This is a genomic window from Staphylococcus sp. GDX8P80P (assembly GCF_017893095.1).
Lineage (GTDB): Bacteria > Bacillota > Bacilli > Staphylococcales > Staphylococcaceae > Staphylococcus > Staphylococcus borealis.
The window spans coordinates 18,175-38,588 of record NZ_JAESMI010000121.1 but is presented as its reverse complement, the minus strand read 5'-3'; the positions used below and the strand labels follow the sequence as shown (position 1 = coordinate 38,588).

24 protein-coding genes and 1 pseudogene are annotated in these 20,414 nt (G+C 32.9%); 15 read left to right on the top strand and 10 right to left on the bottom strand.

Features of this window, described 5'->3' with window-relative positions:
• The 3 genes from arsB to KA858_RS10420 all read right to left on the bottom strand — a co-directional run.
• Positions 1-876: arsenite/antimonite efflux transporter (gene arsB, locus KA858_RS10430; RefSeq protein WP_210135642.1), on the bottom strand; the 876-nt coding region annotated here is incomplete at its 3' end.
• Positions 873-1,187, bottom strand: a complete 315-nt coding sequence (gene arsR / locus KA858_RS10425) for an As(III)-sensing metalloregulatory transcriptional repressor ArsR (protein WP_000120603.1) — start codon at positions 1,185-1,187, stop codon at positions 873-875. The genes arsR and arsB, both read right to left, overlap by 4 nt.
• Before the next feature lie 60 nt (positions 1,188-1,247).
• Positions 1,248-1,847 carry a recombinase family protein gene (locus tag KA858_RS10420; protein WP_031588332.1) on the bottom strand — a complete coding sequence of 200 codons (600 nt, stop codon included), beginning with the start codon at positions 1,845-1,847 and terminating at the stop codon, positions 1,248-1,250.
• A gap of 196 nt (positions 1,848-2,043) precedes the next feature.
• Between KA858_RS10420 and KA858_RS10415 the strand changes: the two genes are divergently transcribed.
• The 7 genes from KA858_RS10415 to KA858_RS10390 all read left to right on the top strand — a co-directional run bounded on the left by KA858_RS10415 (position 2,044) and on the right by KA858_RS10390 (position 6,638).
• Entirely contained in the window at positions 2,044-2,244 is a 201-nt protein-coding gene (locus tag KA858_RS10415; RefSeq protein ID WP_031588347.1) for a hypothetical protein, read from the top strand.
• A 32-nt stretch (positions 2,245-2,276) separates the two neighbouring features.
• Positions 2,277-2,597: an ArsR/SmtB family transcription factor gene (locus KA858_RS10410; protein ID WP_058332255.1), complete on the top strand. Its 321-nt coding sequence runs from the start codon at positions 2,277-2,279 to the stop codon at positions 2,595-2,597.
• Between the two features lie 90 nt (positions 2,598-2,687).
• Positions 2,688-3,572, top strand: a complete 885-nt coding sequence (locus tag KA858_RS10405; RefSeq protein WP_204167792.1) for a permease — start codon at positions 2,688-2,690, stop codon at positions 3,570-3,572.
• A gap of 13 nt (positions 3,573-3,585) precedes the next feature.
• Positions 3,586-3,720, top strand: coding sequence for a hypothetical protein (locus KA858_RS13000; protein ID WP_150527333.1), 135 nt, complete (start codon positions 3,586-3,588; stop codon positions 3,718-3,720).
• Positions 3,721-3,759: 39 nt separating this feature from the next.
• Positions 3,760-5,229: a Mu transposase C-terminal domain-containing protein gene (locus KA858_RS10400; protein WP_078099797.1), complete on the top strand. Its 1,470-nt coding sequence runs from the start codon at positions 3,760-3,762 to the stop codon at positions 5,227-5,229.
• Positions 5,222-6,058, top strand: a complete 837-nt coding sequence (locus tag KA858_RS10395; protein ID WP_031588352.1) for an AAA family ATPase — start codon at positions 5,222-5,224, stop codon at positions 6,056-6,058. The genes KA858_RS10400 and KA858_RS10395 overlap by 8 nt, the downstream gene beginning before the upstream one ends.
• Before the next feature lie 19 nt (positions 6,059-6,077).
• The gene (locus tag KA858_RS10390) at positions 6,078-6,638 is read left to right on the top strand and encodes a recombinase family protein (RefSeq protein ID WP_031588353.1); all 561 of its coding nucleotides are present in this window, start codon (positions 6,078-6,080) and stop codon (positions 6,636-6,638) included.
• A 173-nt stretch (positions 6,639-6,811) separates the two neighbouring features.
• Here the strand turns inward: KA858_RS10390 and KA858_RS10385 are convergent, their stop codons facing one another.
• The 3 genes from KA858_RS10385 to hypR form a co-directional block, all read right to left on the bottom strand.
• Positions 6,812-7,015, bottom strand: coding sequence for a cold-shock protein (locus KA858_RS10385; protein WP_053031400.1), 204 nt, complete (start codon positions 7,013-7,015; stop codon positions 6,812-6,814).
• Between the two features lie 234 nt (positions 7,016-7,249).
• Positions 7,250-8,572, bottom strand: a complete 1,323-nt coding sequence (merA, locus tag KA858_RS10380; RefSeq protein ID WP_210135641.1) for a hypothiocyanous acid reductase MerA — start codon at positions 8,570-8,572, stop codon at positions 7,250-7,252.
• Positions 8,559-8,999, bottom strand: a complete 441-nt coding sequence (hypR, locus tag KA858_RS10375) for a redox-sensitive transcriptional regulator HypR (RefSeq protein ID WP_210135640.1) — start codon at positions 8,997-8,999, stop codon at positions 8,559-8,561. Before hypR ends, merA begins: the two co-directional genes overlap by 14 nt.
• A gap of 130 nt (positions 9,000-9,129) precedes the next feature.
• Between hypR and KA858_RS10370 the strand changes: the two genes are divergently transcribed.
• The 5 genes from KA858_RS10370 (at position 9,130) to KA858_RS10350 (ending at position 13,355) form a co-directional block, all read left to right on the top strand.
• Complete coding sequence (locus KA858_RS10370; protein WP_053030783.1) at positions 9,130-10,065, top strand: aldo/keto reductase; 936 nt, start codon at positions 9,130-9,132, stop codon at positions 10,063-10,065.
• A 249-nt stretch (positions 10,066-10,314) separates the two neighbouring features.
• On the top strand, positions 10,315-10,851 hold the full coding sequence (locus KA858_RS10365) for a flavodoxin family protein (protein ID WP_075109124.1): 537 nt from the start codon (positions 10,315-10,317) through the stop codon (positions 10,849-10,851).
• Positions 10,852-10,966: 115 nt separating this feature from the next.
• Positions 10,967-11,443, top strand: a complete 477-nt coding sequence (locus KA858_RS10360; RefSeq protein WP_053030779.1) for a GNAT family N-acetyltransferase — start codon at positions 10,967-10,969, stop codon at positions 11,441-11,443.
• A gap of 19 nt (positions 11,444-11,462) precedes the next feature.
• Positions 11,463-12,779, top strand: a complete 1,317-nt coding sequence (locus tag KA858_RS10355) for an HD domain-containing protein (RefSeq protein ID WP_176747931.1) — start codon at positions 11,463-11,465, stop codon at positions 12,777-12,779.
• Between the two features lie 69 nt (positions 12,780-12,848).
• Complete coding sequence (locus KA858_RS10350) at positions 12,849-13,355, top strand: YwhD family protein (protein WP_210135639.1); 507 nt, start codon at positions 12,849-12,851, stop codon at positions 13,353-13,355.
• Between the two features lie 660 nt (positions 13,356-14,015).
• Here the strand turns inward: KA858_RS10350 and larC are convergent.
• Genes larC through larA form a run of 4 tightly spaced genes read right to left on the bottom strand, consistent with a single transcriptional unit; the run spans position 14,016 to position 18,106 of the window.
• On the bottom strand, positions 14,016-15,206 hold the full coding sequence (gene larC, locus KA858_RS10345) for a nickel pincer cofactor biosynthesis protein LarC (RefSeq protein WP_210135638.1): 1,191 nt from the start codon (positions 15,204-15,206) through the stop codon (positions 14,016-14,018).
• Between the two features lie 15 nt (positions 15,207-15,221).
• Positions 15,222-15,980 carry a nickel pincer cofactor biosynthesis protein LarB gene (larB, locus tag KA858_RS10340; protein WP_210135637.1) on the bottom strand — a complete coding sequence of 253 codons (759 nt, stop codon included), beginning with the start codon at positions 15,978-15,980 and terminating at the stop codon, positions 15,222-15,224.
• Positions 15,981-15,992: 12 nt separating this feature from the next.
• Positions 15,993-16,820: an ATP-dependent sacrificial sulfur transferase LarE gene (larE, locus tag KA858_RS10335; RefSeq protein WP_210135636.1), complete on the bottom strand. Its 828-nt coding sequence runs from the start codon at positions 16,818-16,820 to the stop codon at positions 15,993-15,995.
• 17 nt (positions 16,821-16,837) lie between these two features.
• Complete coding sequence (gene larA, locus KA858_RS10330) at positions 16,838-18,106, bottom strand: nickel-dependent lactate racemase (RefSeq protein WP_210135635.1); 1,269 nt, start codon at positions 18,104-18,106, stop codon at positions 16,838-16,840.
• Between the two features lie 297 nt (positions 18,107-18,403).
• On the opposite strand from larA, the pseudogene adhP reads away from it, so the two are divergent.
• The 3 genes and pseudogenes from adhP to KA858_RS12995 all read left to right on the top strand — a co-directional run bounded on the left by adhP (position 18,404) and on the right by KA858_RS12995 (position 20,280).
• Positions 18,404-19,414, top strand: a pseudogene (gene adhP, locus KA858_RS10325) (alcohol dehydrogenase AdhP).
• Between the two features lie 107 nt (positions 19,415-19,521).
• Positions 19,522-20,043, top strand: coding sequence for a VOC family protein (locus KA858_RS10320; protein WP_210135634.1), 522 nt, complete (start codon positions 19,522-19,524; stop codon positions 20,041-20,043).
• Positions 20,044-20,151: 108 nt separating this feature from the next.
• Positions 20,152-20,280 carry a hypothetical protein gene (locus KA858_RS12995; protein ID WP_281058929.1) on the top strand — a complete coding sequence of 43 codons (129 nt, stop codon included), beginning with the start codon at positions 20,152-20,154 and terminating at the stop codon, positions 20,278-20,280.
• Positions 20,281-20,414 lie beyond the last annotated feature (134 nt).

Sequence of the window (20,414 nt, the reverse complement as noted above, 5' to 3'; positions counted from 1 at the left end):
ATACATTCCAATAGATAATACAACGATATTCCATGGTGCACCTTTAATCACTTGTTTTGTATGAACTGCTTTAGATTTACGAGCTAATATTACAAAGATAAAAGCAATAATACCAGCAATAATTGATACAGGAATTTGGATAAACTCGCTAACAAGATATCCAACGAGTAGTACTGCTAATACTATCCATGAAAGCTTAAATAACTTAGAATCTTTAATTGCACTTTTAGGATCTGATAGATTTTCTGTATCGAACGTTTTAGGTATGGATTTTCTGAAATATAACCATAAAACGAGAATACTAGCAATCAGAGAGAATATATTAGGAATGATCATTCGGCTAAAATATTCAATAAATCCAATATCGAAGTAATCTGCAGAAACGATATTAACTAAGTTACTTACAATTAAGGGAAGTGATGTAGTATCAGCAATAAAACCACTGGCAATAATAAAGGGGAAAATCACTTTTTGATTAAATCCTAGATTCCTTACCATCGCTAATACAATAGGCGTTAAGATTAAAGCTGCACCATCATTTGCGAAAAATGCTGCTACAATTGCCCCAAGTAACATAATAAAAACAAACATTTTTAAGCCATTACCGTTTGAAGCCTTGACCATATGTATCGCAGACCATTCAAAAAAACCAATTTCATCTAATATTAATGAAATAAGAATAACAGCCACAAAAGTTAAAGTTGCATTCCAAACAATACCTGTTACTTCTAATACATCAGAAAGACTTACGACTCCTGTAATGATAGCAACAACAGCTCCAATTAAAGCTGTAATACCAATATCTAAACCTTTTGGTTGCCAAATCACAAAGGTTAAAGTTAAAAGAAAAATTACAATTGCTAAAATAGTCATCAACAGTCACCTGATTTCACATTTTTACATACACATCTTTGATTAGATGTATTAATGATGTTCAAGTTTTGGATAATATCATCTAAAATAGCATGATTAAGTTGATACCAATGTTTATTGCCGTCTTTTCGTGTTGTAACTAATTCATTATCTACTAATGACTTCATATGATGACTTAGTGTAGGTTGTGAGAATTGAAAGTGTTCTAATAAGTCACAAGCGCATAGCTCACCACAAGAAAGTAAATCTAATATTTCTAACCTACTTGGATCTGATAAAATTTTTAATATTGTTGATAGTTCTTTATAAGACATGAATAAACCTCCTAGACATTAAATAGATTAACATCTATATAGATTATTGTCTATGTTATTTTATTTACTATTTTTTATTCTATATATAGTTTGACGTGTAATACCAACTTCTTTAGCTATAGTACTTATAGATTTACCCTGTTCAAGTAATTCAACAACTCGGTAATAAACTAAACGCTTTTGTGGGTCTTTAGCATTGGGAGAATACAGAACAGGTCTCCCTTTATATATACCTTTTTCTTTGGCGACTTGAATCCCTTGAGCTTGTCGACGTTTACTTTCATTTCTTTCTTGTTCTGAAATCATTGCTAAAATTTGAATAATTAAATCTTTCATAAATTTATCTAGTAGTGGATTTCCAATGACTTCATTCATCATAGGTAAACTCGTTATCATGAGCTGAACTTCTTTATCTTTTAAGTAATTAACTGTTTGAATTATTTCCTCGTAATTTCTTCCTAGTCTATCAATAGATTCAACAATTAAACGATCTCCCATTCTTAAAAAATTTAATACTTCTTGAAAAACAGGTCTGTTTTCTATAGATTTACCTGATTGTTTTTCTGTGAAAATTTTCTCAGCACCAAAAGATTGCAAATTTTCAATTTGCCTATCTAAATTTTGATCAATGGTCGAAACTCTTGCATAACCAACTATCATTTTTAGCACCCCTTTTTCATACACCCTAATCATACAAACGAAAATAGCATTTTACAAGTATTTTTTATTGTTCGATTAGGGTAAACCCTAAATAACAGAATTTAGTAACTTGCAAAAGTTGCATTAATAATTTATAGTTAATACATCAAAAAAAATTGATGTATTGTTTTAGTATTTTATAAAGGAGTTCGATTTTATGAGAATAAATCATGCAGGTACATTATCTGTTGATTATTTTGTTAGCTACTTAAATCTAATTATGATATCAAGAGAAGTTTCTTTAAAAGAAGCTATATCATATATGAAAAATGAGTTCTTTAAAGGTGAACCTGACATGTATGGTAAAATAACAAAAACTCATTTTAATCAAGCAATACAAGAACTCAAACAAAAATAGAAATATCTATATATAAGAGAGGTGATTATTTAATGGAAATTATTCAGTCCAGTCCTAATAGAACTGAGGAAGAACAATTAGACTTTTATGAACAGATGTTTAATGCGCTAGCTGATAAAATCAGACTTAAAATTCTACATTCAATACGTCAAAGTGATTCAAAATCTTTATGTGTGTGTGATTTAGAGGAGCTATTAGATTTAAAACAATCTAAGCTTTCGTATCATTTAAAAAAATTAATAAGTGCACAGATATTAATATCTGAAAAACATGGTACATGGAACTACTACAAAATCAATGAAGCACAGATTCAAGTCGTATTAACTGAAGATACTTGCTGTAAAATATTATAGGATTTATCTTCTTACACATCATGTTAATCAACTTTTTTTAATTTATATATCAAAAAAAGTTGATTAAATAAATTCAGAGGAGTTATACTAATGACAGATTCAATCATCGAATTCATAAAAACATTTTTAATGTTATTTTTTGAATTATTATTACTATTTATAGTAGTGAGTTTTATAGTAAGTCTGATTCAACAAGTTGTTTCAGAAGAAAAAATTAAAAAGCTTTTGAGCAAACCTAATAAAGCCGTCAATTATATATTAGGTATGATATTTGGTGCTGTTACACCATTTTGCTCTTGTTCAACTATTCCAATACTTGCAGGTCTATTAAATTCCAAAGTTCCTTTTGGTCCAGCAATGAGTTTCTTAATTGCTTCACCGTTAATGAATCCATTAATGATATTTATGTTATGGGCATTATTAGGGTGGAAAGTAGCTGTTGTTTATTTTGTAGTACTAGCAATTTTCAGTATTTTAACAGGTTTAGTGTTTTCAAAAATGAATTTAGCTGAAAGTTATAAAGGGGTCAATGTTAAAGGTGATGGCTTTTTTGCTAATAAATCAGGATCTCGTTTTAAACAAGCATTAAACGATGCGTGGGCATTTTTATACCCAATGTTACCTTATCTATTTATTGGTGTATCTATTGGCGCCTTTATATACGGATTCATACCTGAAGAATTTATAACTAAGTATGCAAGTGGTGATGGTTTTATATCGGTCTTTATTGCTTCTGTTATCGGTATCCCTATGTATATCAGACCAGAAACAGTGTTACCTATAGCCGAAGCATTAGTATCAAAAGGTATGTCGCTAGGAACAGTAGTAGCATTAATAATTGGTGGTGCTGGCGCAAGTATTCCAGAAGTCGTATTGCTATCTAAGTTATTCAAGAAAAAATTTGTAATATCATTCGTTATCGCAATTTTAGTTGTGGCGGTTGCTACAGGCCTAACTGTTAACTTAATCATTTAAGGAGGTGAAGTAAATGGGTATCAAAGACGCGTTAAAAAAATTAAAACCTCAAGAGCAGTCATGTTGTTCAGTAGAAATTGAAGAAAATAAAGAGAGTAAAAAAGAGAATACAAGTAAAGATCAACAGAATAATAAAGGCTGTTGTTAATGGCGTATCATTAACAATTAAATTAGGGAGCATAACAGTATGCTTCCTTTTTTTAATGGAGGTGCTGAAATGATTCAAAATTTAGCTGACTTTACAGAAGAAGAACGTAAAAAAGCTATGGAAAGATATCGTGTCCTTGAACCTTATTTAAAAAACTTAAAATCAGTTAGAACAGTTAGCAAATCAGCAAAAATACCAAAGCGTACGCTTTATAATTGGATTAATAGATACAAAAATGATGGATTAGCTGGCCTTACAGATAAAACGAGAAAAGATAAACATCGAATAAAGATAGATGGAGATATTATCAATTTTGTTCAGAACGAGTATTTCAGTAACAGAGGAATTTCTATAGCTTCTATATATCGCAAAACAAAGCAGTGGTGTAACAATAAGAGGGTTCCTGAACCTAGTTATTACCAAGTTTATAATATTATTAAGCGAATACCTGAAAACTTAAAAGCTTATTCAAATATGAACTCAAAAAAGTATGCTGAAAAATACGATGGTATATTTTTACGTGAGTGCCAACGTCCCAATGAAATTTGGCAAGCTGATCATACTATGTTGGATATAGAAGTATTAAATGAAAAGAATGAAATTGAAAGACCTTGGTTAACAATTGTTTTAGATGATTATAGCAGAGCAATTGCAGGTTTCAGAATAGAGTTTGGATCACCAGACACTGAAAGAACAGCACTTGTTCTAAGACAAGCAATATGGAAAAAAGGAAATTCAAATTGGCCAATTTGTGGCATACCAGAAAAATTCTATACTGATCATGGCAAAGATTATACCTCAGAACATATGCAACAAGTATCAGCTAACCTCAAAATAGAACTGATATATTCCAAAATAGGTATACCAAAAGGCAGAGGAAAAATAGAACGTTTTTTTCAAACAGTTAATTTAATGTTTCTTCAATTACTTCCTGGTTATACAAAAAATAAAAAGTCAAGAAAACATCTTACTTTGGAAGAGCTTAATAATAAGTTTGAGCACTTTATAATAAACGAATATCATTATCGTAAACATGGAACAACAAAAGAAAAACCGATGCAGAAATGGAATCAACCAGACTTTCTCCCACAATTACCTGAATCTAGAGAATTATTAGATTTACTATTATTAACTACAAGCAAACCTAGAAAAATACACAAAGATGGTATCTATTTTAAAGGACTAAGGTATTTTTCTACTAACCTCATTGCTTATATAACAGAAGAAGTTTTTATAAGATATGATCCTCAAGATATTTCAGAAATTCGAGTCTATTTAAACAATCAATTTTTAAGTATTGCATATTGCAGTGATTTAGAAAACCAAAGTATAAGTATAAAAGAAATCGAAAGACTAAGAGCAAATAAAAAAAGAGAGTTAGGAAAAAGTATTACTCGTACACGTCACCTCGTTCAAAATCTTAATCGTCCCAAACTATCAAATGAAGAATTAAGTAATAACGCAAAACAAGTTAAAAAGTCAAAACTAAAGAGGTATAAAAATGACTAATAAAACTTTTGTTGAAACAAAGCAGTACCGTCGATTTGAAGAATTTTGTGATAATTGCGCTAAGTATAAATATATGGGGGTTTGTTACGGAAATCCCGGTGTAGGTAAAACATTTTCTGCACAATATTATGCAAATTGGGACTATGTAAACCCAATCATTACTAATTATCAAAAAGCTGATGATAAAGGAAGTAATGTACATGATGATCAATTTCTAAATTGCAAAACCATTTTTTATACTGCCCCTCCTGTTAGACCTTCAAGAATTTATAAAGAATTATTAAACTTGGCTAGTGAATTAACATTAGGGAAAATTGGATATCGATCATTAAAAAGACAAGAGGAATTTAACGGATTAGAAGAACTTGTTAGATTACAACCAAGTAATTATGAAATTGATTTAATTATTATTGATGAAGTTGATAGACTAAATTATAAAACACTAGAGATTATTAGAGATATTTATGATCAACTTGATATTGGTGTTGTTTTAATCGGTATGCCAGGTATAGAAAAACGATTGTCAAGGTATCCTCAATTATATTCCCGTATTGGTTTTAGTCATCAATTTGAAAAATTAAGCAACGATGAATTAAAACACGTTTTAGAATATAGGTGGGAGGAGCTTTCCTTACCTTTAAGTTATGAGGATTTTGAAGATTATGAATCTATTAATACGGTAATAAAAATTACGAATGGTAATTTTAGATTAGTACAAAGATTATTTTCTCAAATTATACGAATTATGGAGATTAACGAATTGAATAAAATAAATGTTGAAGTGATAGAAACTGCTAGAGATGGCTTACTAATAGGAGAAAATGAGTAATTTGAAAGGGCTGTAGTATATGAGAAAAATAGGATATGCACGTGTACCTTATACTGACCAAAATTTAGATGTTGAGATAACTCATTTGTTAATCAATGGATGTGATTTAGTTTTTTCTGAGAAAGTAAATATTTATAGTAAAAACCAAATAGAACTTAAAAGTTGTTTAGAAGAATTAAAAGAGAATGATATTTTAGTTATAAATGACTTAAAAACTTTGGGATTAACGCCAAAACAGTTTATGGACTTCATAGATAACGAAATAATATCGAAAAACCTCCATTTAGAAGTACTTAATCTGAATATAAATACTCAAAATGAATATGGGCAATACTTTATTAGAGTATTCCAAATGTTGCTAGAATCCGAAAAAGTTCTAGTGCAAGAGAGAACGTCAAATGGTTTGAAAGCCGCTAGAGAAAAAGGTCGAAAAGGAGGACGACCTCAAAAAGTTGAAAAAAGCCAAAGGTATTATATTAAACAACTATATGATAGTGATAAATATACAGGTGAAGAAATTGCTCAAATGACGGGATTAAGTAGGAGTTCCATTTATAGAATAATTAAAGAAATGTTATAAAAGAAAGCAGGTAAACAGTTATATAATTGTCTACCTGCTTTGCGCCATTTAAAGCACAAAATTTGTGCCATATAACTCCAAAACTGACACAATTTCTATATTTTTTCAATAGAAATTGTCTTTATTTACTTATCCAAGAACTTTATGTCCCGGACTCTTAATTAGGTTTAATCCTATGACATTACAACAACGTTAGTTGCTTGTTCGCCACGTTGACCTTCAGTAATATCGAAGTCAACTTTTTGACCTTCTTCTAAAGTTTTGTAACCTTCACCAGCGATACCGCTGAAGTGTACGAATACGTCGTTACCATCTTCTCTTTCGATGAAACCAAAACCTTTTTCTGCGTTAAACCATTTTACTGTACCGTTATTCATATAGAATACCTCCATGTGCTTTTGCACAAATATTTGTAACAAATTCATTTATAAAAAAGAGAGTATTCTAGACAAACACACTACATTTAAATTCACGAGCTTTTATTACGTTAGGTCAACTATAACTTGAATTGAATAATAAGTAAAGCTTTTTATTTTTAAAAATATTGATAATTTCAATTTATAACCTGGTGAAGCTTGCTATGACTGAATTTATGCATTGAAAATAAATTTTTAAAAATTAAATAAATCATTAAATGATTCTACGATGGTTGGGTGTGTATAAATATTATCTCTGAGTACTTGATAAGGAATATGTTGGTCTATCGCTAATTTAATTAGATTAATGATTTCTTCTGATTCTTTGCCGTAAAGCGTAGCGCCCAAAATTTCATTGTTATCTTTATTAATGACTACTTTGAATATGCCGCGAGGGTCATTATTAATTTTATGTCTTGGCACGGTATTAATTAGAAGGGTATTTTCAGCGTAATTAAAGTGCTGTGCCTTCGCTTGTTCTGCCGTTAATCCTACACGAGAAAATGGTGGATCAATAAATACTGTGTATGGTATTACACCACGATTATTAGTAGTTCGTGAGTGGTCACCAAATAATTCAGACTGTAAAATTCTAAAATCATCTAATGAGATATAAGTAAATTGTAAGCCACCTTTAACATCCCCAGCTGCATAAATGTTCGCAACTGATGTTTGTAAATGGTCATTCACTTTGATTTCGCCACGTTCACCAAGTTCAATGTCAGTATTTTCAAGTGCTAAGTCTGTGTTAGGTATACGACCCGTAGCTAGTAATACGGCATCAGCTAAGAAATTACCTTTAGAAGTTACTATCGTCGTTTGATTGTTTTCATTTTTAAATGCTTGTGTTTCTACATTTGTAATAAACGAAATACCTTTGTCTTCTAAATCCTTAATTGCGTGAGCAACCACGTCTTGATCTTCTCGTGGCATGATTTGTGAACCATATTCTAAAACAGTAACTTTAGTACCAAAATTTGCGAACATTGAAGCAAATTCTAAGGCGATATAGCCACCGCCAATAATTACTAAGTGATCAGGTTGTGTAGGAATATTTAATAATCCGCGTGAGTCGTATAAATTTTGTGCGGTTTTTATCCCTTTAATAGAAGGAATGTTTGATTTCGCGCCAGTATTAATAACAATCTTATCTGCTGTTAATGTCTGAGCAATAGTACCATCTTCGCTTACAAGATTAACTTCAGTATTTGAATTAAACTGAGCTTTGTTAGTGAATACATCAATATTTGCATCATTTGCCAAGTTGCCATAATTTTTCTTATTTAAGGCACTGACAACGTCTTTTTTTCTTGAAAATGCAGAACCAAAATCTATACCGTCAATACCATCATGTACGAGTACTTTAGACGGGATACAACCGTGATTTATGCATGTACCGCCATAGTTATCTGATGATTGTTCTACTAAAGCAACGTGTTGACCTTGTGATGCTGCAAATTTGGCAAGTGTTTTACCTGCTTTACCGAAGCCAATAACTAATAAATTATAATGTGTCATATGTTGTGTCCTCCTGTAGTGTATCTTTAATGACGTCGTTGATTGTCAAGTTACGATAAAAGTTGAGTGCTAAGGTAGTTTCTTGCTCTTTATATTTAGTCATAGTGGTGGCAATATGCTTAGAAATCGTACAATGACTCTCTTCGCTACCAGTAAAAATACGTTGTGCAGAAGCTTTGTCTAACACGAAAAGTTGATACAGTGTATCTAACGTAATCGTGGGTGTAATCTCATTCGCTCGATAACCACCGCCTTTACCGCGACGTGTATCAATAAATTGTTGGTTATTGAGTGTAGTGGCAACGCGTCTTAGTTGCACTGGATTAAGACAAGTAAGGGTTGCTAATTCTTGACTATTAAAATGTTCCTTTGAGTGCTTGGCAAGAAAGCTTAGCACGTGTACTGCAATGTTAAATTCTAAATTCATCATATATCACCTTTAATGTAACTTGATTAGTTACATTAAAATATATCTTATATAAAATGTCAATATGAATGTCTTAATCAGAATGGGGTAAACTACAAGTAGTAATATTTGAATAAAGGAGCGAGTATGAATGGCAGATTTAGTACAATTAGGTAAATCAGATGTTCGTGTATTTCCAATCGCATTAGGTACCAATGCAGTAGGTGGCCACAATTTATATCCCAATTTAGATGAAGAACAAGGGAAAGATGTTGTGCGCAAAGCAATTGATAATGGTATTACATTGCTCGATACGGCATATATTTATGGTCCTGAACGTTCGGAAGAATTAGTTGGCCAAGTGGTTCAAGAATACCCACGTGAACAAGTGCAAATTGCGACGAAAGGTTCTCATGTTATTAAAGATAATGATGACGTCATTCAAAACAATGACCCAGATTATTTAAAACAACAGGTTGAGAATAGCCTGAAACGTCTTCAAGTAGATTATATTGATTTATACTATATTCATTTTCCTGATGAAAATACGCCGAAAGATAAAGCAGTTGCAGCGTTAAAAGAACTTAAAGATGAAGGTAAGATTAAAGCAATTGGGGTGTCTAACTTCTCATTAGAACAACTTAAAGAGGCAAATAAAGATGGCTATGTAGATGTAGTGCAATTAGAATACAACTTATTACATCGTGAAAATGAAGATGTAATGGCATACGCGGCTGAAAATGATATTACATTTATTCCTTATTTCCCACTAGCATCAGGTATCTTAGCTGGTAAGTATGAGGAAAACCAAACGTTTGATGATCATCGTGCGCCTCGTCGTGACTTCCAACCAGAGGTATTTAATGATAATGTGCGTCGAGTGAAACAATTACAAAGTATTGCAGAAGCCCACAACACATCTATTGCCAATGTGGTTCTAGCATTTTATTTAACTCGTCCAGCGCTAGATGTAGTAATTCCTGGTGCGAAACGTGCTGAACAAGTTGTAGAAAATATTGAAGCGGCTAATATTCAATTAACAGATGATGAATTGAAAAAAATCGACGAACTATTTCCGATTGAATAACAGATACGAATATAAAATAAATTAAAGTAATTTAAGCTCTTACACCGTTTATATTTGTGTAAGAGCTTTTTTAGAAACTTGAATAAATAGTAATGATTCTTTTTTATTTTACGAAAATGCACATATATCATATGAAATAAGGGTACTAGGCAAATATGCGAATATTAAATTAATATGAAGTATTGATGTAGCGAACAAATTAAAAAATAATGGCATATTTTAAATATAAATTAAGAGAGAGGGATAGACATGATTACAGTTTTATTTGGAGGCAGTCGTCCAGAGGGGAACACAGCACAACTTACTAAGTATGCAATAGAAGGATTAGCCTATAATTGGATTGATTTAACAGATTACCAATTTAATCCTGTAAGAGATTTCCGTCATGATAATAAAGACATTACTAATTATACCGACGATTATAAACACATCATTGATCAAGTATTAGAAAGTGATACGGTGATCTTCGCATCACCAGTTTACTGGTACAGTATATCTGCATCTTTAAAGGCATTTATTGATCATTGGTCTGAAACAATGGTTGATCCAAATTATAGAGACTTCAAAGAACGAATGGCAAAGAAAGATTTCCGTCTTATTTTAGTTGGTGGAGATTGTCCGAAAGTGAAAGCGAAGCCTTGTATTACACAAATGAAATATACGTTAGATTTTATTGGGGCTGAACTTAACGGCTATATTATCGGTACAGCTGAACGACCAGGAGATATTTCGAAAGATACATTTGCATTCGAAAGAGCTAAAGAATGGAATGAAACACTAATGTAGATTTTGATGAAAGGTACGATAAATCATATCGATAAATACGCTATATTGAGCGATTGTATAACTACTGTGATATAATTTCATTATTAATTCCATAGTAAAGTCAGGAGAATCAAGTATGTTTAAAGTCAGAGAAGCCACATCAAATGACGTCGTAGCAATTAGAGATGTTGCTACTAAGGCATGGTATAACACATATTTAAATATTTATGCAGCATCAACAATTAATGAACTATTAGCTGCTTCATATAATGAGCAACATTTAAAGAAACGCTTAGAAGAACAATTATTTTTAGTAGCCGAGGATAATGATGAAATTATAGGCTTTGCTAATTTCATTTATGGTAAAGAACTGTATTTATCTGCGCATTATGTACATCCAGAATATCAACACAAAGGTTACGGTTCTAGCTTACTTAAGCAAGGATTAGAACAATTTGATGGTAAATATGATGCAGTATATTTAGAAGTTGATAATAAAAATAAAGGTGCTATTCAATATTATCAAAATAATGGTTTTGAAATCGTACGTTCTTATCAACCAGAAATGTATGGAGAACAAATGGATTTAGCTTTAATGAAGAAAAGTATATAATCCCTATCACTATACTGTAATGAGAGGAAGGATTTATTTGACGCAAACACCTTATGTTGAACAGAAATTAGCTGAAGAGAAGGTATTTAAAGACCCTATTCATAAATATATTCACGTCAAAGATCAACTTATTTGGGATCTCATTAAAACGAAAGAGTTTCAACGTTTACGTCGTATTAAACAATTAGGTACATTATATCTTTCTTTTCATACTGCAGAGCATAGTCGATTTGGTCACTCTTTAGGTGTATATGAAATCGTACGTCGTATGATTGATGAATCATTTGTTGGGCGTGATGCGTGGAATAATGCAGATAGACCATTAGCTTTATGTGCAGCATTATTACATGATTTAGGGCATGGTCCATTTTCGCATAGTTTTGAAAAGATATTTAATACAGATCATGAGGCATTTACACAAGCCATCATTACAGGACCTACTGAAGTGAATGAAGTCTTAAGTCGTGTATCTGATACTTTTCCTAAAGAGGTCGCGGATGTTATTAATAAAACACATCAAAATAAACTTGTCATTTCTATGATTTCATCTCAAATTGATGCCGATCGAATGGATTATTTGCAAAGGGACGCTTATTTTACTGGTGTCTCTTACGGTACATTTGATATGGAACGTATTCTACGTTTGATGCGACCTTCTAAAGATGAAGTACTCATTAAAGAAAGTGGGATGCATGCTGTAGAGAACTTTATAATGAGCCGTTATCAAATGTATTGGCAAATATACTTTCATCCGGTTAGTAGAGGCGGGGAAGTTTTATTAAATAATTGTTTGAAACGTGTCAAACAATTGTACAACGAGGGTTATCATTTTAAAATGTATCCTGAAGATTTTGTTCCTTTCTTCGAAGAGAAGGTTACTATCGAGCAATATGTTGATTTAGATGAAGTCGTAGTGCTTTATTATTTAAAGCGATGGATACAAGAAGATGATGCCATTCTTAGTGATTTAGCACGTCGTTTTATCAATAGGGACTTGTTTAAATATATTCCATTTGATGGTTCAATCATTACTATTACTGAACTGCAAGAGCTGTTTATAGAGGGACATATTGATCCTAATTATTATTTCGTTAGTGAAGCTTTCTCTGATTTGCCTTATGATTATGATCGACCAGGATCTAATAGACAACCAATACATTTATTAAGACGTGATGGCAATATTAGAGAAATTAGTAGCCAATCACTTGTTATTTCTAGTATTACGGGTATTAATCGTGAAGATTATAAATTGTACTATCCTAAAGAAATGATTCTTAATATCGATAATCCACAAATTAAGGGTTCAATTATTAATTTACTTAATGAATTGAATTAAGCCATTGAAACTTTAATATATAACACATAATATAGAAATTATGAATTTAAGTTTTCGGAGGTGTCACGTGTGTCTGAGAATAAAGGTTTTAAATTTAATATTATCAAGAATGACCCGCTTGACGGACATAAAGGAACGAATATTGGTGCAATTAGTTTAGATAATATTGCCCCAGTATTTATAGATGTAGCTAATAAAGAGGCGTTTATTGATATAGGCGGTATGCATGCGCGTGCTCAAGTTGAAAAAGGTGTTAAATGGATAACTGACAAATCGGAAGTCGAAGGCGAAGAAGCTAAAGAATATTGGCTTTGTTGGGTGACAACTGAGCGTAGTGAAACTGGACCTTATTATGCCGGTGTTACTGCATGCTATTTATTAGTTAACAAGTCTATACGCCGTGGTTATAAGAGTATGCCTGAACATGTCAATATGATGGATAAGTCTATGAAACATAAAATTATGATTGATCATATTGGCAAAGAAAATAAAAAAGTGTTGAAAGACTTTTTAAAATCGCACAATGAGGATATGTGGAATAATTCGAATGACGAATTATTCAAAGCTTTTGAATAGTATAAACAGTACTAAACGTGGGACGCTATTCTTAATAGCCAGTAAGTGAATTTTAATAAGTTCATTTACTGGCTTATTTTCATACATTGATAAAATATGTCAGTCTCATTTCGCTTAAGTTGTAAAGAAATTCTTAGATAGATAATCACTCACATAAGTTGCTTCGCGTTCCTGGGGTGCTGTCTCTAAAATAGTTCTTTGATTTTAATCATTAGAACTACTTACTTAAGTGTGTAAACACTTAAGTTCCTCAACCCCAGCTTGCTTTGTTTGTAGATTTTCATGTTGAAAATCTCTTTGCTGGGGCCCCGCACGCAACGCCATTTATTACCCATTTTAGAACTACTTCAGTCTGGGGCATAAATAATATAATAGTGCTATTTAGTAAATTCGCAGTAGCTGACTGAACTGAGAAGGCGCTTAAATCAAGCTTTTCTCAGTTCTAGTCATCCTTGCGGAGGTGGGCGGGGCCCCAATACAAAAAATCACGAAAGTGATTTTACAAGCTAAGCAAGTTGGGGTTACGACGAATTTAAAAGAATTCTGTCCCACTCCCATATTATAAAAGGCAATTCCTATAACACTCTAATAGGAATTGCCTTTTTGTATTGATATTAGATTTGTTTGTTTAAATCAATTCTAGTTCTACAAACGTCGTAATTATTTTAAAGATTCTCCGATATGGTATTGATTATTTATAGTGTTCATTACGGTATTATACACTTGATGTAATGGTATGGTTTTATGTTCGCTTATGGCTTTAATATCGTCAAACTCAGGTTTCATTTTTAAGATTGTTCCATTTTTTAAAGCGAATTTAACTTTTATTTGACCATACGGAGTCTCTACATCACGGAAAGCTCTTTTTAAAATGTGTCTATTCACTGTGTAACTACGAACGCCTAGTGATGATGTATGTGTTAATACTAAATTTTCAATGGTTTGTTTATCATTAATTTTACATAAGACTGTCAATTGAATTGCAGGGCGATTCTTCTTCATTGTAATAGGTGTAAAGTAAACGTCTAGTGCGCCTGCTTTCAATGTCGTGTCCATAAAATGACCTAACATTTCTGGGGTCATATCATCAATTTGACACTCTATGACCTGTACTTGGTCGTGAGAAACTTGCTGGTTATCTTGAAATTGAATGACGCGTAAAACATTTGGAAAATCAAAGTCTTTATTACCTGCCCCGTACCCAATTTCTTGCATTGTTGCAGCTGGGAAAGGTCCGAATTGAGTGACTAAACTTTTAGCAAATGCTGCCCCTGTTGGTGTAGTCAATTCGCTTTGTACGTCAAATGCTGCGAGGGGTATGTTTTTTAGAATTTCTGCAGTAGCAGGTGCAGGTATTGGATAAATACCATGTGCAATATTAATTTTCCCGTTACCTGTTGGAATAGGGGAACAATAGAGCGTATCGATGCCAAGTTGTTCCAATGCGATACAGCCTCCGATAATATCTATAATTGAATCCATAGCACCGACCTCGTGAAAATGAACGTCTTCTATCGTCATACCATGGATTTTTGCTTCGGCATGCGCAATCGTATTAAATATTGCTTTACTACGTTGCTTAACACGTTCTGGCAACTGACTATCATCGATTAATTTGAAGATATCAGACGCTTTTCGGTGATGATGATGTTCATGAAAATCAATCTTCAGCGTCATAGCATTGATACCTTGTTTAACTTTCTTATTAAAGTGAAGCGCAAAATCATCGATAGGTAATTGTTTTAATTCGCGTTCAATTAATATAGGGTCAGCGCCTAAGTCAACTAGTGCGGACAGCAACATGTCACCAGCAATACCAGCATGGCAGTCTAAATATAAAGCATTACTCATAATTATAGCTCCGTTCTATTGATTTTCTAGCATCTTAATAATCATTGCAGCATTATACCCTGCACCAAAACCATTATCTATATTTAGTACGCTTGTACCTGGTGCACAAGCATTAATCATCGATAATAAAGTGGTTATACCATTTAAGTTGGCACCATATCCAATGCTAGTAGGTACAGCATATACAGGATGATCGACTAAACCGCCAACAACACTTGCGAGGGCACCTTCCATACCAGCAATAACAATCGATACTTTACCACTGCGAATATCATGAATATGTTCAAATAATCGATGGATACCAGAAACACCTACATCGTAATAACGATTAACTTGAATACCCATTACTTCAGCTGTGACTGCAGCTTCTTCAGCGATAGGCAGATCAGATGTACCGGCGCAAAGGACTGAGATACAGAGATGTGATTGATTAATAGAATCAAGTGGCGTACAGACTATATTTGCTTCAGCATAATAGTCTAAGTCTGGGTGTTGTTGTAAAACATAAGATGCTTTTTCTTCATTAATACGTGTGACTAAAATAACATTGTGATGATTCGATAGACTTGTAATGATTTGACTGATTTGTTCTTTTGTCTTACCTTGACCAAATATCACTTCAGGAAATCCTTGTCGCTTCGCTCTATGTAAATCAATTTTAGCAAAGCCCAATTCGTCATAATGACTGAGTTGGGCTTTAGCTTCATCAATGGATATTTGATTTGATTTTACACCTTCGAGCAAGTCTTCAATAAAGTTAGAATCTTTACTCATGAGTATACGTCCTTATACTAATTTAGTCGCTTTGGTATCAATGACTTCATTCATACTACCTGTTCTGTAGCCTTCTAAGTCAACAGTAACATAGTCGAAACCAAGTTCTTTTAAGCGTAATGTAATGTTATCTTTGTTTCTAATTACAGTTGCCAAATCATCTTCTGATACCTCGATACGTGCAATATTGTGATGGTAACGGACACGTACGTTATTAACACCTAAACTTAAAATGTGTTTTTCAGCTTCATTGACTTTATTCACTTTAGTAAAACTTAATGCTTCGCCGTAAGGAATACGTGAAGCTAAACTACATAAAGCAGGTTTGTTCCATACAGGCAGATCGTGTTGTTTACTTAATTCTCTAATTTCTGATTTATAGAGTTTGGCTTCTTGTAGTACACTACGAACGCCATATTCATCTCTTGCTTTTAAACCTGGACGGAAATCTTCTAAATCGTCCATGATCATACCATCTAATACATAGTTGAAACCTAACTCTTCTTTAATTTGAGTTAATTTGCTATACATCAAACGTTTACTATAGTACCAGCTTTCGGGTGTGTTTTTAACGATATTTGCATCTTCTAATTCAGCCATTTCAGTTTCCAGAACGTCGATGCCTAATTCGCGACCTAATGCAATGGCTTGATCGAATTCTTCATTTCTGAAAAGTTCAGATTTAACAACAACCGGTTTAACATTTTCAGTACCTAATACATCCATTGCTTTTTTAAGTACTAAACTACTATCTACACCACCTGAAAAAGCAATTACGACACTGCCCATATCTTCTAATAATTGATTTAATTTAAGTTCTTTATTTTGTAATTCAGTCATGTTTATCAATCCTTTCATTATGCTTCGTCTTCTACGTAAGGAATCGTTAATGGACCTTGTGGCATAACACCAATACTTAATTTTCTGCCATATTGCGCTTCTAAATCGGCAATCGTTTGTTCAATATTTGATGTTGGATTTAGCATTGAGTCTTTAAGTTGTTGGTCAGTTAGCTCTGAATACACATATACATTTGCGAATGTTTGAATACTTGCTTGTTTTTGAACTTGCCATTGGTCCACTTCTGAAAAGTTCGGGTCATGAATTAAGTCTAGAATACCTTGTGGCGTGTCAGCCATTTTGAATATTTCAGCGAATTTACCATGATCAGGGAATCCGTCTGCACACTCAGATACCATAATGATATTGCCGCCTTCTTTTACTACTTTACTAGCAGCACTCATACCTTTAACGGTTTGATATAAGTTTTGGTCGAGAGGGTAGCCGGAATTTGAAGCAATAACCACATCGAAACGGTCATCACATTTAAACATTGCGTGTTCTTTAACGTAAGCACAACCTTCTTTATGTGCCTCGAAGACATCACCACCAAATGCAGCTGTAATTGCTTTATCTTTATTTAATGTGACATTTAACATGAAGTCAGGCTTGCACATCGTATTGACTTCACGTGCCATATCTTGAACAGGATTATCTTCTAAATTACCCCAAGTTGAGCGTGGATCACCAATCATTTTGGCGTTGTGGAAGGTCTTAATTGTTTCAAGACCAGCGATACCTGGCATAATTCCTTTAGGTCCTCCAGAGAACCCAGCAAAGAAATGAGGTTCGATAAAGCCCGTTACGATTTTGAAGTCAGATTCAACGTAGTCTTTATTTAGATATGCATCACAGCCATATTTACTATGTCCAACTTTCACTAAACTTTCTTTTTCGTCGCAGTGATTGTGAACGATTTTTACGCTATTAACAATATCTTCACCTAACATTTGTACGAGTTCGTCACGTGTTTGATCACGGTGTGTACCTGTACCATTAATAATTACGAAATTCTCACGTGGCACATGGTTTAATTCCTCAATTAGTAAAGGTACGAGTATGTGATTCGGTGTTGGTCGAGTAATATCACTAATGACGATTGATACAATATCATCCTTATTAACCAATTCTTTCAGTGGCTTAGAACCTGTTGGTTGTCGCAAAACATTTTGAATTGCTGAAGTATAATCATCTAATGCTTCTATCTTTTGAGGTTCTATGACTGTACTATCATCAGGAACATTGACTTCTACTTCAGACTTTCCATATAGGACATGTGTTTTCACTAAAAATCCCTCCATAAGTCTTGATGCAATAGTTGTAATTAAGCAATTAAGTAATTGTTATATGTAAAATTATAGCATAACTATATCGCGTTTTTTAATGGTAAGTGCGTAATAGTCTAATGGTATTAGCATAAGTGGTAGTAACCATTTTATAAAAAATAAAACAGTAAAAATAAAATGTTTGAAAATTAAAAATAATTAAGTGAATATGATTCCAATTCTATAAGCGATTGCATATAATGAGTGTAGATTTACAAATTTATCATTAAATGTTAATTGAACAAGGAGTGATTGACCATGAAAGCAGCAGTAGTAACACATGATCATAAAGTAAGTGTAGAAGATAAAGAAGTACGTGCCTTGAAACCCGGTGAAGCTTTAGTTCAAACAGAATATTGTGGTGTATGTCATACTGATTTGCACGTTAAAAATGCAGACTTCGGTGATGTAACTGGCGTAACATTAGGCCATGAAGGTATTGGACGTGTTATTAAAGTAGGTGAAGGTGTCGATTCGCTTAAAGAAGGCGATCGTGTCTCAATCGCTTGAATGTTCGAAAGCTGCGGCCATTGTGAATATTGTACAACAGGACGTGAAACATTATGTCGTGATGTTAAGAACGCAGGTTACACTGTTGATGGCGCTATGGCTGAACAAGTTATTGTTACAGCGGATTATGCAGTGAAAGTACCTGAGAATTTAGACCCAGCGGCAGCTTCTTCAATTACTTGTGCTGGTGTAACGACGTACAAAGCTGTAAAAGTAAGTAACATTAAACCTGGTCAATGGATTGGTGTATTTGGCATTGGTGGTTTAGGTAACTTAGCACTTCAATACGCTAAAAATGTATTTAACGCTAAAGTGGTTGCATTCGATATTAGTGATGATAAGTTAGATTTTGCGAAAGAATTAGGCGCAGATGCGGTTGTGAATACTAAAAATCAAGACGCTGTTGAAGAAGTAAATAAATTAACTGACAATAAAGGTTTAGATGCGACAGTTATTACTGCAGTAGCTAAAACACCATTCAATCAAGCAGTGGATGTTGCGAAAGCTGGCGCACGTGTAGTAGCTGTAGGTTTACCTGTTGAGAAAATGGACTTAGAAATTCCACGTTTAGTTTTAGATGGTATTGAGGTTGTTGGTTCATTAGTAGGAACACGTCAAGACTTGAAAGAAGCCTTCCAATTCGCGGCAGAAGGAAAAGTTGTTCCAAAAGTACAAACACGTGAGTTAGAAGAAATTAACGATATCTTTGAAGAAATGGAACAAGGAACAATTACCGGACGTATGGTAATTCAATTCTAATATCTCATATTAATAGGTAAGAGAGTGGGTTCAATTTGAACTCACTCTTTTTTATTTCTCACAAATTTAGGGTAAATATATTTGAAAGCGGAAAGGAAGATGTTTATATGAGCCATATTAAAGGGATTAATCATATTGGTTTAACAGTGTTAGATATAGATGAAGCGACAACATTCTTAAAGGAAGCGTTTGGCGCTAAAATTGCGTATGATGCATTAACGTATGATGATGAACCACGTGAAGGTGTAGAAGTTGAACGTATGCTAGGTTTAACTAAAGGGGCAAAAATTGTGCGTCAAAGAATGATTGTGATTGGAAATGGTCCGAATATTGAAATGTTTGAAGTAGAGAGTAATCATCAGAAAGATCCACTTAAACTTGAAGATTTGGGTTATCACCATATTTCATTCATGGTAGATGAAATTGAAGCGGTATTAGACAATGCCACACGTGCAGGCGCTGAACCTTTATCTGAAACACACGATAATTCAACGTATGAAGATTCGAAAGGTAGTAAGAGTGTGTACGTTAAGGCACCGTTCAATACCTTAATTGAATTACAGACTATACCAAATGGTTATTATTATCCTAAAGATAGTGAAGCAAATGTATTTATTCCTGGTGAGTAGGGTGTATTAGCAACAATAAATTAACTGTTTAAATTTATAATAAAGTTATTTGATGTTATAATTATTTAATGAATATAAATTTAATCTATGAAGTTAAGAGGACAACAAATGAAAAACATCTTATTTGTAGCATCAATCGGTTTCGGCATCATTTTCTTCTATAAATATAAAACCCTTTTGGAAAAATATCATTATGACATTGTAGAAATTGAATCAAGCGAAGATATTTTAGAATGAAAGCAAAAATTAATAGACTATGATGGATAGAAGACATTAATTTATTAGAAATAGAATATCGTAATATACTTAGGAAATTAGTGTTAAAAAAACTATTCGATAAGGTGCATCCCTAAGGTTGAGCTTAAAATTTA

Coding starts and splice junctions, on each gene's coding strand:
- arsR (WP_000120603.1), bottom strand. CDS start 1,187: ATGTCTTATAAAGAACTATCAACAATATTAAAAATTTTATCAGATCCA.
- KA858_RS10420 (WP_031588332.1), bottom strand. CDS start 1,847: ATGATAGTTGGTTATGCAAGAGTTTCGACCATTGATCAAAATTTAGAT.
- KA858_RS10415 (WP_031588347.1), top strand. CDS start 2,044: ATGAGAATAAATCATGCAGGTACATTATCTGTTGATTATTTTGTTAGC.
- KA858_RS10410 (WP_058332255.1), top strand. CDS start 2,277: ATGGAAATTATTCAGTCCAGTCCTAATAGAACTGAGGAAGAACAATTA.
- KA858_RS10405 (WP_204167792.1), top strand. CDS start 2,688: ATGACAGATTCAATCATCGAATTCATAAAAACATTTTTAATGTTATTT.
- KA858_RS13000 (WP_150527333.1), top strand. CDS start 3,586: ATGGGTATCAAAGACGCGTTAAAAAAATTAAAACCTCAAGAGCAGTCA.
- KA858_RS10400 (WP_078099797.1), top strand. CDS start 3,760: ATGCTTCCTTTTTTTAATGGAGGTGCTGAAATGATTCAAAATTTAGCT.
- KA858_RS10395 (WP_031588352.1), top strand. CDS start 5,222: ATGACTAATAAAACTTTTGTTGAAACAAAGCAGTACCGTCGATTTGAA.
- KA858_RS10390 (WP_031588353.1), top strand. CDS start 6,078: ATGAGAAAAATAGGATATGCACGTGTACCTTATACTGACCAAAATTTA.
- KA858_RS10385 (WP_053031400.1), bottom strand. CDS start 7,015: ATGAATAACGGTACAGTAAAATGGTTTAACGCAGAAAAAGGTTTTGGT.
- merA (WP_210135641.1), bottom strand. CDS start 8,572: ATGACACATTATAATTTATTAGTTATTGGCTTCGGTAAAGCAGGTAAA.
- hypR (WP_210135640.1), bottom strand. CDS start 8,999: ATGAATTTAGAATTTAACATTGCAGTACACGTGCTAAGCTTTCTTGCC.
- KA858_RS10370 (WP_053030783.1), top strand. CDS start 9,130: ATGGCAGATTTAGTACAATTAGGTAAATCAGATGTTCGTGTATTTCCA.
- KA858_RS10365 (WP_075109124.1), top strand. CDS start 10,315: ATGATTACAGTTTTATTTGGAGGCAGTCGTCCAGAGGGGAACACAGCA.
- KA858_RS10360 (WP_053030779.1), top strand. CDS start 10,967: ATGTTTAAAGTCAGAGAAGCCACATCAAATGACGTCGTAGCAATTAGA.
- KA858_RS10355 (WP_176747931.1), top strand. CDS start 11,463: ATGAGAGGAAGGATTTATTTGACGCAAACACCTTATGTTGAACAGAAA.
- larC (WP_210135638.1), bottom strand. CDS start 15,206: ATGAGTAATGCTTTATATTTAGACTGCCATGCTGGTATTGCTGGTGAC.
- larB (WP_210135637.1), bottom strand. CDS start 15,980: ATGAGTAAAGATTCTAACTTTATTGAAGACTTGCTCGAAGGTGTAAAA.
- larE (WP_210135636.1), bottom strand. CDS start 16,820: ATGACTGAATTACAAAATAAAGAACTTAAATTAAATCAATTATTAGAA.
- KA858_RS10320 (WP_210135634.1), top strand. CDS start 19,522: ATGAGCCATATTAAAGGGATTAATCATATTGGTTTAACAGTGTTAGAT.
- KA858_RS12995 (WP_281058929.1), top strand. CDS start 20,152: ATGAAAAACATCTTATTTGTAGCATCAATCGGTTTCGGCATCATTTTC.